General features: G+C 72.5%; 16 protein-coding genes. 10 read left to right on the forward strand and 6 right to left on the reverse strand.

The window, feature by feature from the left end; all coding sequences use genetic code 11:
• Positions 1–177: 177 nt before the first annotated feature.
• Complete coding sequence (locus tag ACZ4TO_RS32620) at positions 178–639, reverse strand: MarR family winged helix-turn-helix transcriptional regulator (RefSeq protein ID WP_468026130.1); 462 nt, start codon at positions 637–639, stop codon at positions 178–180.
• Positions 640–855: 216 nt separating this feature from the next.
• Between ACZ4TO_RS32620 and ACZ4TO_RS32625 the strand changes: the two genes are divergently transcribed.
• Complete coding sequence (locus ACZ4TO_RS32625) at positions 856–1,233, forward strand: STAS domain-containing protein (RefSeq protein ID WP_468026131.1); 378 nt, start codon at positions 856–858, stop codon at positions 1,231–1,233.
• 96 nt (positions 1,234–1,329) lie between these two features.
• Here ACZ4TO_RS32625 and ACZ4TO_RS32630 read toward each other — a convergent pair whose 3' ends face one another.
• Complete coding sequence (locus ACZ4TO_RS32630) at positions 1,330–1,761, reverse strand: MarR family winged helix-turn-helix transcriptional regulator (protein ID WP_468026132.1); 432 nt, start codon at positions 1,759–1,761, stop codon at positions 1,330–1,332.
• A gap of 148 nt (positions 1,762–1,909) precedes the next feature.
• On the opposite strand from ACZ4TO_RS32630, the gene ACZ4TO_RS32635 reads away from it, so the two are divergent.
• Positions 1,910–3,085: a PP2C family protein-serine/threonine phosphatase gene (locus ACZ4TO_RS32635; RefSeq protein WP_468026153.1), complete on the forward strand. Its 1,176-nt coding sequence runs from the start codon at positions 1,910–1,912 to the stop codon at positions 3,083–3,085.
• 176 nt (positions 3,086–3,261) lie between these two features.
• Here ACZ4TO_RS32635 and ACZ4TO_RS32640 read toward each other — a convergent pair whose 3' ends face one another.
• Positions 3,262–3,672: an ATP-binding protein gene (locus tag ACZ4TO_RS32640; protein WP_468026133.1), complete on the reverse strand. Its 411-nt coding sequence runs from the start codon at positions 3,670–3,672 to the stop codon at positions 3,262–3,264.
• Positions 3,673–4,134: 462 nt separating this feature from the next.
• On the opposite strand from ACZ4TO_RS32640, the gene ACZ4TO_RS32645 reads away from it, so the two are divergent.
• Positions 4,135–5,349 (forward strand): phospholipase D-like domain-containing protein, encoded by a 1,215-nt coding sequence (locus tag ACZ4TO_RS32645; RefSeq protein ID WP_468026134.1) that lies wholly within the window; start codon positions 4,135–4,137, stop codon positions 5,347–5,349.
• A gap of 85 nt (positions 5,350–5,434) precedes the next feature.
• Here ACZ4TO_RS32645 and ACZ4TO_RS32650 read toward each other — a convergent pair whose 3' ends face one another.
• On the reverse strand, positions 5,435–6,139 hold the full coding sequence (locus ACZ4TO_RS32650; RefSeq protein WP_385044658.1) for a GAF and ANTAR domain-containing protein: 705 nt from the start codon (positions 6,137–6,139) through the stop codon (positions 5,435–5,437).
• A 223-nt stretch (positions 6,140–6,362) separates the two neighbouring features.
• On the opposite strand from ACZ4TO_RS32650, the gene ACZ4TO_RS32655 reads away from it, so the two are divergent.
• The 4 genes from ACZ4TO_RS32655 to ACZ4TO_RS32670 all read left to right on the forward strand — a co-directional run bounded on the left by ACZ4TO_RS32655 (position 6,363) and on the right by ACZ4TO_RS32670 (position 8,201).
• Positions 6,363–6,623: a WhiB family transcriptional regulator gene (locus ACZ4TO_RS32655; RefSeq protein WP_355775907.1), complete on the forward strand. Its 261-nt coding sequence runs from the start codon at positions 6,363–6,365 to the stop codon at positions 6,621–6,623.
• Between the two features lie 130 nt (positions 6,624–6,753).
• Positions 6,754–7,188 (forward strand): ATP-binding protein, encoded by a 435-nt coding sequence (locus ACZ4TO_RS32660; protein ID WP_382778828.1) that lies wholly within the window; start codon positions 6,754–6,756, stop codon positions 7,186–7,188.
• A 110-nt stretch (positions 7,189–7,298) separates the two neighbouring features.
• Entirely contained in the window at positions 7,299–7,619 is a 321-nt protein-coding gene (locus ACZ4TO_RS32665; RefSeq protein ID WP_382778829.1) for a hypothetical protein, read from the forward strand.
• Between the two features lie 174 nt (positions 7,620–7,793).
• Positions 7,794–8,201 (forward strand): hypothetical protein, encoded by a 408-nt coding sequence (locus tag ACZ4TO_RS32670; RefSeq protein WP_385044903.1) that lies wholly within the window; start codon positions 7,794–7,796, stop codon positions 8,199–8,201.
• Positions 8,202–8,369: 168 nt separating this feature from the next.
• Here the strand turns inward: ACZ4TO_RS32670 and ACZ4TO_RS32675 are convergent, their stop codons facing one another.
• Entirely contained in the window at positions 8,370–8,825 is a 456-nt protein-coding gene (locus ACZ4TO_RS32675) for an ATP-binding protein (RefSeq protein ID WP_385044655.1), read from the reverse strand.
• Between the two features lie 279 nt (positions 8,826–9,104).
• On the opposite strand from ACZ4TO_RS32675, the gene ACZ4TO_RS32680 reads away from it, so the two are divergent.
• From ACZ4TO_RS32680 to ACZ4TO_RS32690, 3 genes are all read left to right on the forward strand, one after another.
• A complete protein-coding gene (locus ACZ4TO_RS32680) occupies positions 9,105–9,485 on the forward strand; it encodes a DoxX family protein (protein ID WP_382778831.1) in 381 nt (126 codons plus the stop codon).
• Entirely contained in the window at positions 9,482–9,949 is a 468-nt protein-coding gene (locus ACZ4TO_RS32685) for a peroxiredoxin (protein ID WP_382778832.1), read from the forward strand. The genes ACZ4TO_RS32680 and ACZ4TO_RS32685 overlap by 4 nt, the downstream gene beginning before the upstream one ends.
• Positions 9,950–10,270: 321 nt before the next feature.
• Positions 10,271–11,218 (forward strand): TauD/TfdA dioxygenase family protein, encoded by a 948-nt coding sequence (locus tag ACZ4TO_RS32690; protein WP_468026135.1) that lies wholly within the window; start codon positions 10,271–10,273, stop codon positions 11,216–11,218.
• A 43-nt stretch (positions 11,219–11,261) separates the two neighbouring features.
• On the opposite strand, the gene ACZ4TO_RS32695 is transcribed toward ACZ4TO_RS32690, so the two are convergent.
• Positions 11,262–12,737, reverse strand: a complete 1,476-nt coding sequence (locus ACZ4TO_RS32695; protein ID WP_468026136.1) for an FAD-binding protein — start codon at positions 12,735–12,737, stop codon at positions 11,262–11,264.
• Positions 12,738–12,830 lie beyond the last annotated feature (93 nt).

Here is a 12,830-nt window from a genome sequence, read left to right on the forward strand (position 1 = left end):
AGGCGTAGACGAGTCCGGCACAGGACACGGCGTCCGGGGCCGGTCCGTCGCCGACCGCGGTCGCCGGGAGCGGTGTCCGGGCCGCTCCGATCAGGTCGCCGACCGGGTCCGCCTCGTCCCGAGGGGGCTCAGGGTTCACCGGCTGTGCGGATTCCGCGTGTCCGCTCCTGTGCCGTCTCATGTCCCCTCGGCCTCCTCGTGCAGGTTCGCCGCCAGTTTGCGCAGGGCCGGAAGGGCGGCCTCCAGCGCGGCGCGATCGGCCGCGTCGAGGCGCTCCACCTGTGTGCGGACGAGCACCGCGCGCCGCTGCCGCCAGTCGCGCAGCCGGGCGTCGGCCGCCGGTGTGGACAGCAGTCGGGCGGCGCGCCGGTCGGCCGGGTCCGTCTCGCGGATCAGATAGCCGTCCGCGACCAGCCTGTTGACCAGCGTGGAGACCGAATTGCCCGCCAGGTAGAGCTCTTTGGCCGCCTCCGAAACCCCTATGCCGGGCCGGTCGACGACCAGCCGCAGCAGATCGACCTCGGCGCCGCGCAGGCTCGGTCCGGCCGTGCCGCGGCGCAGTCGCCGTCTGATCAGCCGCTGCAGCCCGGCCAGGGCGTCCGCCAAGGTCTCGGGGAAACTCTCCGACTCCGACTTCACTCTCCGAGATTACCTCTGTGTCAGAGGTAATTCGGGAAAGGGAGGGTCAAGACCCCGGCCCCGGCGGCGAACTCCCGAGGGTGTGCGCCGATGCGATTCCGGCGGCGAAAACCGAAGGTGTGCACCTCGATCCGGGGGGTAACCGTTGACCTGCTCGCCGGCGTACCCCAGCGCCGGGTGGATCCGACGGGTCGAAGTTCCCATGTGGAGGTAACCGTGCCGGCCGAAGAGGCTCCTTTGTCCATCGAGGCGACCGTGTACGGCGAAGGAATCGCGCTGGTCACCGTCGCCGGGGAACTGGACGTGGAGACAGCCCCCGAACTGCACCACCGCCTGGCCGACCAGATACGCGGCGGCCGGCGGCACGTGCTGCTCGACCTGTCCGCCGTCCCGTTCATGGACTCCTCGGGCATCAACGCCCTGCTCAAGGCGCACGACGCCGCCGGACGTGCGGGAGGGGGCCTGCGCCTCGTGTCCCCGGCCCCGGCCGTCCAGCGCGTCCTGGATCTCACGGGCGTCAGCCTCGCCATACCGTCGGTGAAGGACGTGGACGCCGCGCTGGTGCAGATCGGGGAGGGGACGGCCCGGCACTAGGGCCTACCGGGCGGGACCTGGGGGGCGGGACCTGAGGCGTGTCAGGCGTCGCCGGGCCCGCGCTCCGGGCGGACGACGCGACTTCACGGACAGGCCCTAGGCCGTGCGGGCCTCCGTGGTGCCGGCCTCGTGAAGTTGCGTCGCCGCGGCCGCGCAGAAGGCCGCCAGCCCCTCCGCGAGCGCCGCCCGCCCGGCGGCCGACATCTGCGCGAGGACCGCTTCCAGCACCTCCTCCCGCCGTGCACGCAGCTCGGCGAGGAAGGTCCGGCCCTGGGGGCTCAGGAACAGCCGCAGCTCGCGGCGGCTGGTGGCGCTCGGTGCCCGTTCGACGAACCCCACGGCCTGAAGCCGGTCGCAGAGTCTGCTGGTCGAGGGGGCGGTGGAGCCGAGCGCGTCGGCCAGGGTCCGCAGGTTGATGCCCTCGTCGTGTTCCAGGATGAACAGCACCCGCAACTGGGACGCGGAGACCGGGGCCGTCGAGGCCCGGCCCCAGAGGATCTCCAGCAGCTCGGACGACTCGGCAGTCACGCGAGCCACCTCACTGCGGTGCGGACGCGGGCCTGAGGAAGTCACCGTCCAACTCTCGCAGTCTTCTGGGGCACTGTCAGCCCGTCGGTCCGACATCAGGAACAAAATGGTGGATATCAACACTGAAGAGATGGGCATGTCGGAGATCATGAACAGATTCGTGGCCGCGGAGCGTGCCGTGCGCACCGCGGCACCCCACAAGCTGCTGGACGCCGTCCGCGAGGTGCTGTGCGCTCACTACGCGGCCGATTCCGTCGAGCTCTTCATGGCCGACTACGGGCTCACCGTGCTGCAGCCCGTCTCGGTGCTTCCGCACACCCTGGAACCCATCCCCGTGCACACCAGCCCCGAGGGCCGGGCCTTCGGCGCCCAGGAACCCTTCACCGAGGAACCGGACGGCGGGCTCGTACGGGCACATCTCCCGGTGACGGTGCGCGGTGACCGGCTCGGCGTCCTGTCGGTCGTCCTGCCCTCCGCCGCCTGCGACGCGCGGACGCTCGCCGAGCTCGCGGACGTCGCGGAGGTCCTCGGTCACGAGGTGCTCGTGGCCGAACGCGACACCGACCTGTATCTCCAGGCGCGCCGCAAGGACCGGCTGACCCTGGCCGCGGAGATGCAGTGGCAACTGCTGCCCGGCCGCTCCTGCTCCCGGCGCGAGTACGAACTCGGCGCCCAGCTCGAACCGGCGTACGCGATCTTCGGCGACAACTTCGACTGGTCGGCCGACGCCGAACGGCTGTCCCTCTACGTCACGAACGGGATGGGCGAGGGCATCGAGGCGTCGCTGCTCACCAATCTCGGCATCAACGCCCTGCGCAACGCGCGCCGGGCCGGCATCCCGCTCCAGGACCAGGCGGCCCTGGCCGACCAGGCGATCTACGCCCAGTACCGCGGTGAGCGCTATCTGTCCGTGCTCATGCTCGACTTCGAGCTGTCCACCGGCCGGATGCGGGTCATCGACGCGGGTTCGCCCCAGATGCTGCGGCTGCGCGGCCGGACCGTCGAACGCGTCGACTTCGAGGCCCAGTTGCCCCTCGGCATGTTCGAGGAGACCGACTACCTCGTGCAGGAGTTCCGGGTGGAGCCCGGGGACCGGCTCCTCTTCGTCAGCGACGGCGTCCACGCGGTCGCGGGGCCGGGCGGGGAGAAGTACGGGGAGAAGGCCCTGGCGATGGCGATCAACTCCACCCGGCTGCTGCCCGCGCCGGAGGTGCCCCGCGCCGTCCTGAGGGAACTGACCGGCCACCGGGGCAGGCCCGGACCGGAGGACGACGCACTCGTGGTCTGCCTCGACTGGCACGGCCCGGCGGGCGCCGAGGGCTGAGTGCCGGGGAACCCGACGGTTCGGGCGGCCTGCGCCAGGGGCTGAAAAGCCCGAGGGTTCGGGGCCTGCGCCAGGGGCTGAAGAGCCCGACGGTTCGGGGGCCGGGTGCCGAGTGTCGACGAACCGGCTGTTCGGGCGGCCGGGCGCCGCACGGGGCCCCGGCCTCGCGTCAGTCGTCAGAAGCTCACGACCGCGAGGACCGTCTTCCCGTCGGAACGGGACAGCACGGTCAGTTCGGAGGACAGCCGGCGCACCAGCGGCCAGCCGAAGCCGCCCTGTCCGGTCAGGTCGAGGCGCCTGGGCCGCGGCGGCTCGGGATCGTCGTCGGAGACCGAGATGCGCACCCCGTCGCCCGTGTCGCTCAGGTCCAGGCTGCACAGCCGGCCGCGCGCGTGCCGCACCACGTTGGTCACGAGCTCCGAGACCACGAGCAGGACGGCCTCGGCGGCCTCGCGCGGTACTGAGCGCGGCAGGCCGCCCAGGAACGTGCGGACCATCCCTCGGGCGTGCACGGCGGCCTGCGGATCCCTGTCCAGCCTCGCGCCGAGACCGGGACCGAGTTCGCAGGACGGTTCGACGGTGGTCATGCCTTCGCCTCCTTGCCACACTTCCCGCCCGTTCGCCGCGCGGCGGCGCCACTCCGTGCGGATCGAAGTGCCGGGCGGGCTGTCTCCCCTTCTTCCCGGACCTTCGCGGCCCATGTCACGGGTACCCCCACCTTCACACCGCACCCACAGGCGCCCCGCCGCGCCGGGATTCCACCGGCGGCCGGAATCCCGGGTCGGGGGGACTGCGGCCGCGGATCGGGGGCACTAGGCACGCGTCCCCGACGCCCACGGGCGGTTCGGTGACTCGCTCCCGTGGCGTTCGCAAGGGGCCGGGCGACCCCGAGACCGCCACGGTCGAGCGGCTGGGGTGGTGACCCTCGCCGGGAAGGGGCCGGCAGGGCCACCACCCCAGCACTGCTCCACGCCCGCCCGGGGCGACGAAGAGGGACGCGGTACGCGTCACGGACAGGCGGATGCGCCACGGACAACAGGAGACGGCGGATGTCCCAGACCATCGCGGCACGAGCAGCGGGTGACGGAACGGTGGACCCCGCGGACGTCGAGCGCCGCAAACAGCGGTTCCGCAGACGTCTGGAGCGGCTGATCGGCATCGCCGCCACCGAGGGGAACGAACTGGTCCCCCTGCGCAACGGCGACCGTATCTTCGCCGCCATGCTCGACGCGGTCCGCTCCGCCGAGCACACCATCGACATGATGACCTTCGTCTACTGGCGCGGGCAGATCGCCCGCGACTTCGCCGCCGCGCTGGCCGACCGGGCGCGGGCGGGTGTCAGGGTGCGGCTCCTGCTGGACGGCTTCGGCGCGAAGCGGATCGAGGGGGACCTGCTGCGGTCCATGTCCGCCGCCGGCGTGCAGGTCGCGTGGTTCCGCAAGCCGCTGTGGCTCTCCCCGCTGAAGCAGAACCACCGCTGTCACCGCAAGGCGCTCGTCGTGGACGAGCACACGGCCTTCACCGGCGGCGTGGGCATCGCCGAGGAGTGGTGCGGGGACGCCCGCGGTCCCGCCGAGTGGCGGGACACCCACGTCAAGGTGCGGGGCCCGGCCGTGGACGGCATCGCCGCGGCGTTCGCGCAGAACTGGGCGGAGTGCCACGACGAGCTCTTCGACGACCGGGACCGCTTCACCGGGCACGGCCAGCCGGGTACCGCGACCGTGCAGGTGGTACGGGGCTCCGCCAGCTTCGGCTGGCAGGACATGCAGACCCTGATCCGGGTGATGCTCACCTCGGCCGAGGAACGCTTCCGGCTCGCGACCGCCTACTTCGCCCCGGACACCTACTTCGTGGACCTGCTGTGCGCGACGGCCCGGCGCGGTGTCCGGGTGGAGATCCTGCTGCCCGGTCCGTACACCGACCAGCGGGCCTGTCAGCTCGCCGGCCAGAACCACTACGGCGCGCTGCTGGCCGCCGGCGTCGAGATACGCCAGTACCAGCCGACCATGCTCCACACCAAGATCATGACGGTGGACGGGGTCGCCTCCCTCATCGGCAGCACCAACTTCAACCGCCGCTCGATGGAGCACGACGAGGAGGTCATGCTGGCCGTCCTCGACGAGGCGTTCACCGCGACCCTCGACCGGGACTTCGACGAGGACCGGGAGAACGCCGTGGGCATCGAACCGAAGCGCTGGGGGCACAGGTCGCCGGTGCAGCGCCTCAAGGAGCTGTCCGTCGTCCCCCTGCGCCGCTTCCTCTGAGCCCTGCCGGGCCCGGCCTGGGCCTGACCTGGGCACCCGGAGCCGACCAGGTCCACCGGGTCCGAAGGGGAGAGCGCCGAGGCCGTCAGCGGGGGCGTTCGCCCGTCTCGCAGACCTTGCGGGCGATCTCCCGCAGTTTGATGTTGTGGTCTTGGGAGGCCTTCTTCAGCACCGCGAAGGCCTCCTCCTCGCCGAGGCCGTGCCGCTCCATCAGGATGCCCATCGCCTCGCCGATCTCGTGGCGGGTCTCCAGGGCGTCACCGAGCTGCTGGTGCGTACGGGCCGAGGACAGGGCGACCGCGGCGTGCGAGGCCAGCACCCAGCCGGCCCGCTGAGCCGACTCGTCGAACATGTTCGGCCGGCGCGAGTACAGGTTGAGGGCGCCGAGCGCGTCGTCGTCCGTGAACAGCAGGAAGCCCATCATGCTGCCCATGCCGAGCTTTCTCAGCTCGGGTGCGAAGCGGGACCACTTCTCGTGCGGCCGGCGCAGGTCCTCGATGGCGTAGAGCTGCTCCCGCTCGGTCACCGCGTCGAAGCACGGGCCTTCCTGGAGGTCCTGCTGGATCCGGTCCGCCCGGCGCACGACGTCGCCGGTCGCGGCCAGCGCCTTGACCTCACCGCGGCGGACGGTCAGGATGCCGCCCTCGTCGCAGCCGTTGATCAGCACCTTGGCGTGCTCCACGATCCGGTCCAGGGTCGCCTGCACCGTGTCCTGCGCCAGCAGGTCCCGTGCCATGTCCGCCAGGGCAACGGCAAACTTCTCCCAGACCTCGCCGGACTCCTGCGCCATGGGCCATCCGTTCATCATCGAGAAGGTCGAAGCGAAACCAGCCGTCACCCGGGATCCCATTTTGCCACCCCGGTACGCGGCCGCCGCGGCGGCCGACGCGTGCCGCCGCTCCAGTATCCACGGGATCTTTGCACGACTCCCCTGTTTCATCAGGCGGATCAAGGGTGACCCGACAGGGGACCGGATTCCGGAGAAGGCGCTCGATTCGATCAGGAGGTTCCCCATGGAGAACTGGCGCGAGGGCGCGTCTTGCCGCACCGTCGACCCCGATCTGTTCTTCCCCATCGGGAGCACCGGCCCCGCGGTGCTCCAGATCCAGGAGGCGAAGGCGGTCTGCGCGGGCTGTCCGGTCCGTGAGGAGTGCCTGCGCTGGGCCCTGGACACGGGCCAGACCGTCGGTGTCTGGGGTGGTACGAGCGAGGCGGAACGGCGCGCGCTGGCACGTCGCCGCTCGCGTCGGCGCTCCCAGAACACCTCCGCGTAGACGTACACCTCCGCGTGGACAGCAGAAGGGGCAGCACCGGGCCGCACCACAGGGCCGGGTTCGGAGCAGGCGACCGGTTCGCGACGCGGCGAGAGGCATCTCCGCCGGCGCGAACCGAACGAAGGACACGATGGAGATCGATCCGAGCCGGAACAGGAAGTCGTCGTACGCGGAACTGGGACCGCTCACCAGCGCGTTCGGCGGGGAGCTGCGCAACGTGACCGACGCGCGACTGGCCGCGGACGGCTATCTGCGCGCCCTCGCGCGGGCCACGCCGCCCTCGGAGGCCGAGCACTGGGACGACATCCTGCTGGTGGTCACCGAACTCGCGGCGAACACCATCCAGTACGCTCCCGGCCCCTTCGAGCTCCAGATGCGCCCCACCATCGGCGGTGTGCACGTGACGGTCCACGACACCAGCACCACCCCGCCCGCGCCGCGCCGCTTCCGCCCGTCCCAGGGCGGGGGCGGCATCGGCTGGCATCTGGTCCACGCGCTCTGCGACCAGGTGAGTGTGATCGTGCGGCCCGACGGCAAGGACGTCCACGCGTTCCTGCCCTGGTGAGGGACCGGCGCCCGCGGCAGCGGGTGCCGGAGCGGAGGTGTCGTCCGGCGCGAGGGGGGCACCCGGGTCCGGTGAAGGAAGCTGTTCCGTCGCACGATCGAGGTGGAGCGTTGAGCCCAGAGCCGGAACTGTCCGAGCCCGAACCCTCCGAGCGCGAGCACGCCGTGTGGGACCGGGTGCGCCGTACCGCCACCGGCATGAACCATCACCGGGCGAAGGCGGCCCTCGACGACGCGAAGGAGGCGGCCGAGGACGCCGCGTCCGGCGACGCCGCGGCATCCGACGCGCGGACGGAGGTGGAGGAGTGGGAGCGGATCACCGACGCCCTCGCCGACCACGCCGGGGAGTACGACCCCGGCACGGACCCCTTCGTCCAGGGCCAGCTGACCGCCCGTTCCCATCGCGCCCGGGCGTCCGTGCGACGCGGCTGAGCACTGTTCACCCACGATGTCAGTCCCGTACGGAACAATGCTGGTCAGCCGGAACAGCACCGCATCCGTGTCCGTACCGTGTGATCCCGTCCGTCCGTCGAAAGGCCGCCCGCACATGACGCCGACCCCGCACCTCCGTGCCGTGCCGCGAGCGCCGATCGGAGGCCGGTGACCATGCTGCGGCCGCTGCCCCGTACACGATCCCCGCTCAGCCCCGAAGGCGCCGAGATCCTGCGGCTGATCACCCAGCGGCGGTTCCCCGTCCGCCTCACGGTGCACGCGAACGGCCGCCGTCGGTACGGCTACTGGCTCCCGTTCGACCCCGCGACCGGGCGCGGCGGCTGCTACGTGGCGCTGCCCACGGGCGAGTGCGACGCGCTGCACGCGGCGGGCCGGATCGTGCTGGGCGACCCGCTCGCCGACCCCGCGAAGACCACGTACACGGTGCAGGCCCCGGCACGTACGACCGCCACGAGGCGGAGCGACGCCACCGCGCGGAGCGAGGCACCGGAGCGGACCGAGGGAGTCAGGCGGAGCGGGGTCAAGGACGCGGGCGCCTTTCGACATGCCCTGACGGCCTGACGCGCGGTCCTGCCCGGCCACCTCGGCTCACCGGCCTGCCCGGCCGCTCCCACTCCGCCTCACCGGCCTGCCATGCCCCTCCGGCTCACCGACCGCCCGGCCCCTGCGGCTCCGACCGCCCCGTCACTCCGGCCGGGCACGCCGTCCATCGCCGGTCGGCCACACCGTTCAGGCCCGTGCGCCGGCGGACAGCGGCACCTCGGCCGTGATGCGCTTGCCTCCGGTCCGCAGGTTCGCGATCACGACGTCACTGGCCAGCGCGCAGACGATCATCCAGCCACGGCCGCCGACCGGCATCCGGCCGATGTCGTCGAACTGATCGCGTGCCACGGGCAGTTGATCGCTCCGGTCGCTCACGGACAGCCGCACCGCCCGCTCGGTCGATATCACCTCGAACCCGGTGACCCCGCCTCCGTGCAGCATCGCGTTGGTGACCAGTTCGGAGGCGACGAGCAGGGCGTCGCCGATGGCGTCCTCGTCGTGCGGGGTGAGGCCGCCGGGCCGGCCCGCGAGGGCGTACCTGACCGCCTGCCGCACGTCGGCGGGACTGCCGGGGGCCGTCGAGACCACCTGTCGGGCACCGGCCACCGTCGCGGTGGCGGACCTCTGATCGTGCCGGCACATCCTTCGTTTCCTCCGTTCCCGGCCGAAATCCCGCAGGGCCCGTCGTGCACACGCACGGCGGGCCCTGCGGCGGGTCACTTCTACAGCTCACCGTGAATGGCGTCCCCAAACCTGGACGTTCGCGCATCCACCGGACGTCGCGGCGCCGGCCCCTCGCTCCCCCGGCCGGGCGGCGGCCCGCGATCGCCACCCGATGCCCAGGCGGCTGTCACGTCCCGCCTGTACCGCGGGCACTTACCCTGCAGTAATATCCGCGGGCAGGCCCCCCTAGGAGGAACCGTGCCACGGCCCGAACGATCGCCCTTGCTGCTCGCAGGCCTTCTGGCCACCGCGGGCGTCGCCCACTTCGCCGCACCACGGCAGTTCGACGCCATCGTCCCGCGTGCGCTGCCGGGAGCGCCACGGACCTGGACGTACGTGAGCGGCGCCGCCGAACTCGCCCTGGCGGCCGGGGTGGCACTCCCCCGGACACGCCGGGTCGCCGCGCTCGCCACCGCCGCGTTCTTCGTCGGCGTCTTCCCCGCCAACGTCAAGATGGCCGCCGACTGGCGCGGGCGCCCCGCGCCGCTGAGGGCCGCGGCTCTCGCCCGGCTCCCGCTCCAGGTGCCGCTCGTGCTGTGGGCGCGCGGAGTCGCCCGGTCCGGAAAGGGACAGTCATGACATCTCAGGTGAACGTCGGCGACCAGGTCGAGGACTTCACGCTGCCGGACGAGACCGGTGCGATGCGGAGCCTGTCCGAACTGCTCGCCGAGGGGCCGGTGGTGCTCTTCTTCTATCCCGCGGCCCTCACCGCCGGCTGCACCGCCGAGGCCTGCCACTTCCGCGATCTGGCCACCGAGTTCACGTCCGCCGGCGCGCGCCCGGTGGGGATCAGCGGTGACGCGGTCGACCGGCAGCAGGAGTTCGCCGACCGTCACACGCTCGGCTTCCCGCTGCTGTCCGACGTCGACGGAACCGTGCGGGAGCGGTTCGGGGTGAAGCGGGGTTTCTCGCTGGCCCCGACCAAGCGGGTCACCTTCGTCATCGCGGCCGACCGGACCGTCCTGGAGGTCGTCCGCAGCGAACTGCGCATGAGCGCCCACGCGGACCGCGCTCTCGCCGCGCTGCGCGAGCACAAGGGCTGAGAGGTCCGGGGCGCGACCGCGCCCGGTCCCGAGCGGAGTGAACGGGGCCCGCCCCTATGCGGATGGAGGGCGGGCCCCGTTCACTGTGCCCCATTCTCGGCACGGGCCGTGTCCGCCGACAGGGAGTGCGACCCGGTGAGGTGGAGGACACCGGACACACCCCGTGCGCGCCGCGCGCCTCCCGTGTGCGCCCCCTATCGCGCGAACACCCGCCCTCCCCCGGCCGCTGGCCGCCACCGCCCGCGAGGCGGCCTGTCGGGTGCCCGGCCGAGCGGTCATGCTGGAGCCGACGAGCCGGACACCACGCATCACGGAGGCCCCATGACGGATCAGGTCACATCCCTCGAAGTGAAGCCGGCGGCGGGACACATCGGTGCCGAGATCACGGGGGTCGACCTGGCGGAGCCGCAGACGGAGGAGGCCGTGGCCGCGATCAGAGCGGCCCTCCTGCGCTGGAAGGTGCTCTTCTTCCGGGGCCAGCGCCTCGATCACGCCTCGCACGTCGCCTTCGCGCGCCGGTTCGGAACCCCGGTCCGCCTCCGGTCCCGGGGCAGTGTGTCCCCCGGGGAGTTCCCGGAGGTGGAGACGACGGCCGACCGTCTCGAACTGGGCGGGCGCTACGGGATGGAGCACGAGGAGTGGCTGCGCAGGCGCCGTCACTCGCTGCTGCGCGGGTGGCACTGCGATCACGGCGCCCGGGTCGATCCCCCGGCCGCCACGATGCTGCGCGCCGAGACCGTGCCCCCGTACGGCGGCGACACGACCTGGTCGAACCTGGCCGCCGCCTACGCGGGCCTGTCGGCTCCCGTGCGCTCCTTCGTCGAAACCCTGCGCGCCGAGCACCGGCTCGGGGTGGGCTACCAGAGCCGGCCGGGCGACGACGCGTACGTCCGTCATCTGCTGGACCGTCAGATCGCCACCGATCATCCGCTGGTGCGGGTGCACCCGGAGACGGGCGAGCGGGTCCTGTTCGTCAACGGCTACTACGTCGAGCAGATCCTCCAGGTGTCCCGGCCGGAGAGCCGGGCGCTGCTCGACATGCTGCTGGAGCAGGCGACCCGGCCCGAGTACACGGTCCGCTTCCGGTGGGAGCCGGGCAGTGTCGCCTTCTGGGACAACCGGGCGACCATCCATCTGGCGCCGAGCGACACCGCCCACCTCGACCACCCGCGGGTCATGCACCGGGTGATGCTGGCCGGTGATGTCCCGAGGGGGGTGGACGGTGTGCCGTCGACGCCGATCGTGGGCAGCGAACCCGGCCGCTGGTGACCCCGGGCCGGGACGGGGGTGGAGCGCGGAGGGACCGCCGCCGTCAGAAGACGCCCTGTCCGGGGACCAGGATCCCGCGCGGGTCGTACGTGTGCCGGGCGGAGGCCAGCCGCCGGTAGGCGGGGCCGAAGTGCTCGCGCCAGTCGGCCGCGTCGAAGGGGACCGAGCCGACCGGGTAGTGCGTGCCGCCGGCCGCGTGGACGGTCTCGTAGGCGGACCGGTTGGCGGCGAGCAGCCGGTCGACGGTCGCGGTGTCCTCGGGCGGGGTCGTGCGCAGGACGGCCAGGAGATAGGACACCGGGTCGTCGGCGGTGCGCAGGAGCGGGGTGTGCAGGTTCTCGCGCAGCACCGGGTACAGCAGGACGACGCCGGGCCCGAGGTCGGCCGGGGTGAGGTCCGCCAGCAGGGACTCGGCCAGCGTCGCCGCCGAGCGGCCCGGCAGCAGCAGGTTCAGCCAGGGGTGGGCGAAGGCCCACAGTCCGGCCTCCTTGAGGGCGGCGACCGAGGCCGCGAGCCGGTCGAGGAAGTCGTAGTAGCCGAGGTCGCTCGCCTGGACGCCCGCGGGGTCGTGCCGCAGTCCGCGCAGCAGCACGGTGTCGTCGGGGGCGGGGCCGGCGGGCGGACCGTAGGCGACCGCTTCGAGGAGGTATCCGTTGAAGGCCCCGTCGGCGTCGGCGGTCACCTGGCCCTCGACGTAGTCGAATCGGCCCTCCTCGACGAGCCGGCGCTGGTCGTCGAGGAACGTGCGCAGGTCGTCGTACGGCAGGAGGTAGTGCCGTACGGTCTCGGGCGCGGGGACCAGGCGCAGCGTGGCGCCGACGATGATCGCGCACTGGCCGAGTCCGGCGCGCACGGCGTCGAACAGGTCGCGGTGGCGGGTCGGGGAGCAGCGGACGAGTTCGCCCGCGCCGGTGACGACCTGGAGTTCGGTCACGTTGTCGACCTGGGCGCCCCGCTGGTGCGTCTGGCCTCCGATGCCGCCGACCGACAGGGTTCCGCCGACGGAGAGTTCGAGATAGTCGGTGAAGGTCGGCGGGGTGAGTCCGTGGGCGAGGGTGGCCTGGGCGACCTGGCTCCAGCGGGCGCCCGCGCCGACGGTGACCGTCCTGCTGCGCGGTCCCACCGGGCCGATGGAGGCGAGCGGTGTGGTCTCGATGATCAGGCCGCCGTCGACCTGAGCCTGTCCCTGGGTGGCGTGGCCCTGGCCGCGGGGTGCGACGGAGATGCCGTGCTTGCCGCAGAAGCGGACCATGGCGACGATGTCACGGACCGAGCCGGGTCGCAGGACCGCGGCGGGACGCCGGTGGACGATGTGACCGTAGTCGTCGGCGTCCGCGGTGAGCGAGGCGTCGTCGGTGTGCACGCTGCCGTCCAGCGGCGGGAGGCCCGCGAACGGCCGGCGGGTGGTGTCGGTCGTGCCGGCCGCCCAGCTCCGGGTGAAGGGATCGAACCCGACGACCGCGGCGCCGGAGGCGGCGAGGCCCTTGATTGCGGTACGTCGCGAGGGTGTCCGGGGCATGCGCTCCTCCTGGGGCGGCCGCGTCAAAAGATCAACTGGGCCAGAGTGTAAGGGACTTGAGGGACATCCGGGCCGGTTGATACAAACGCGGAC

The sequence above is a fragment of the Streptomyces sp. NPDC028298 genome (assembly GCF_055565895.1).

What these genes read in the sequence shown, in the direction of transcription:
- ACZ4TO_RS32635 (WP_468026153.1), top strand. Translation starts at nt 1,910, where the DNA reads ATGAACAGATTCGTGGCCGCGGAGCGTGCCGTGCGCACCGCGGCACCC.
- ACZ4TO_RS32640 (WP_468026133.1), bottom strand. Translation starts at nt 3,672, where the DNA reads ATGACCACCGTCGAACCGTCCTGCGAACTCGGTCCCGGTCTCGGCGCG.
- ACZ4TO_RS32645 (WP_468026134.1), top strand. Translation starts at nt 4,135, where the DNA reads ATGTCCCAGACCATCGCGGCACGAGCAGCGGGTGACGGAACGGTGGAC.
- ACZ4TO_RS32650 (WP_385044658.1), bottom strand. Translation starts at nt 6,139, where the DNA reads ATGGCGCAGGAGTCCGGCGAGGTCTGGGAGAAGTTTGCCGTTGCCCTG.
- ACZ4TO_RS32655 (WP_355775907.1), top strand. Translation starts at nt 6,363, where the DNA reads ATGGAGAACTGGCGCGAGGGCGCGTCTTGCCGCACCGTCGACCCCGAT.
- ACZ4TO_RS32660 (WP_382778828.1), top strand. Translation starts at nt 6,754, where the DNA reads ATGGAGATCGATCCGAGCCGGAACAGGAAGTCGTCGTACGCGGAACTG.
- ACZ4TO_RS32670 (WP_385044903.1), top strand. Translation starts at nt 7,794, where the DNA reads ATGCTGCGGCCGCTGCCCCGTACACGATCCCCGCTCAGCCCCGAAGGC.
- ACZ4TO_RS32675 (WP_385044655.1), bottom strand. Translation starts at nt 8,825, where the DNA reads ATGTGCCGGCACGATCAGAGGTCCGCCACCGCGACGGTGGCCGGTGCC.
- ACZ4TO_RS32685 (WP_382778832.1), top strand. Translation starts at nt 9,482, where the DNA reads ATGACATCTCAGGTGAACGTCGGCGACCAGGTCGAGGACTTCACGCTG.
- ACZ4TO_RS32690 (WP_468026135.1), top strand. Translation starts at nt 10,271, where the DNA reads ATGACGGATCAGGTCACATCCCTCGAAGTGAAGCCGGCGGCGGGACAC.
- ACZ4TO_RS32695 (WP_468026136.1), bottom strand. Translation starts at nt 12,737, where the DNA reads ATGCCCCGGACACCCTCGCGACGTACCGCAATCAAGGGCCTCGCCGCC.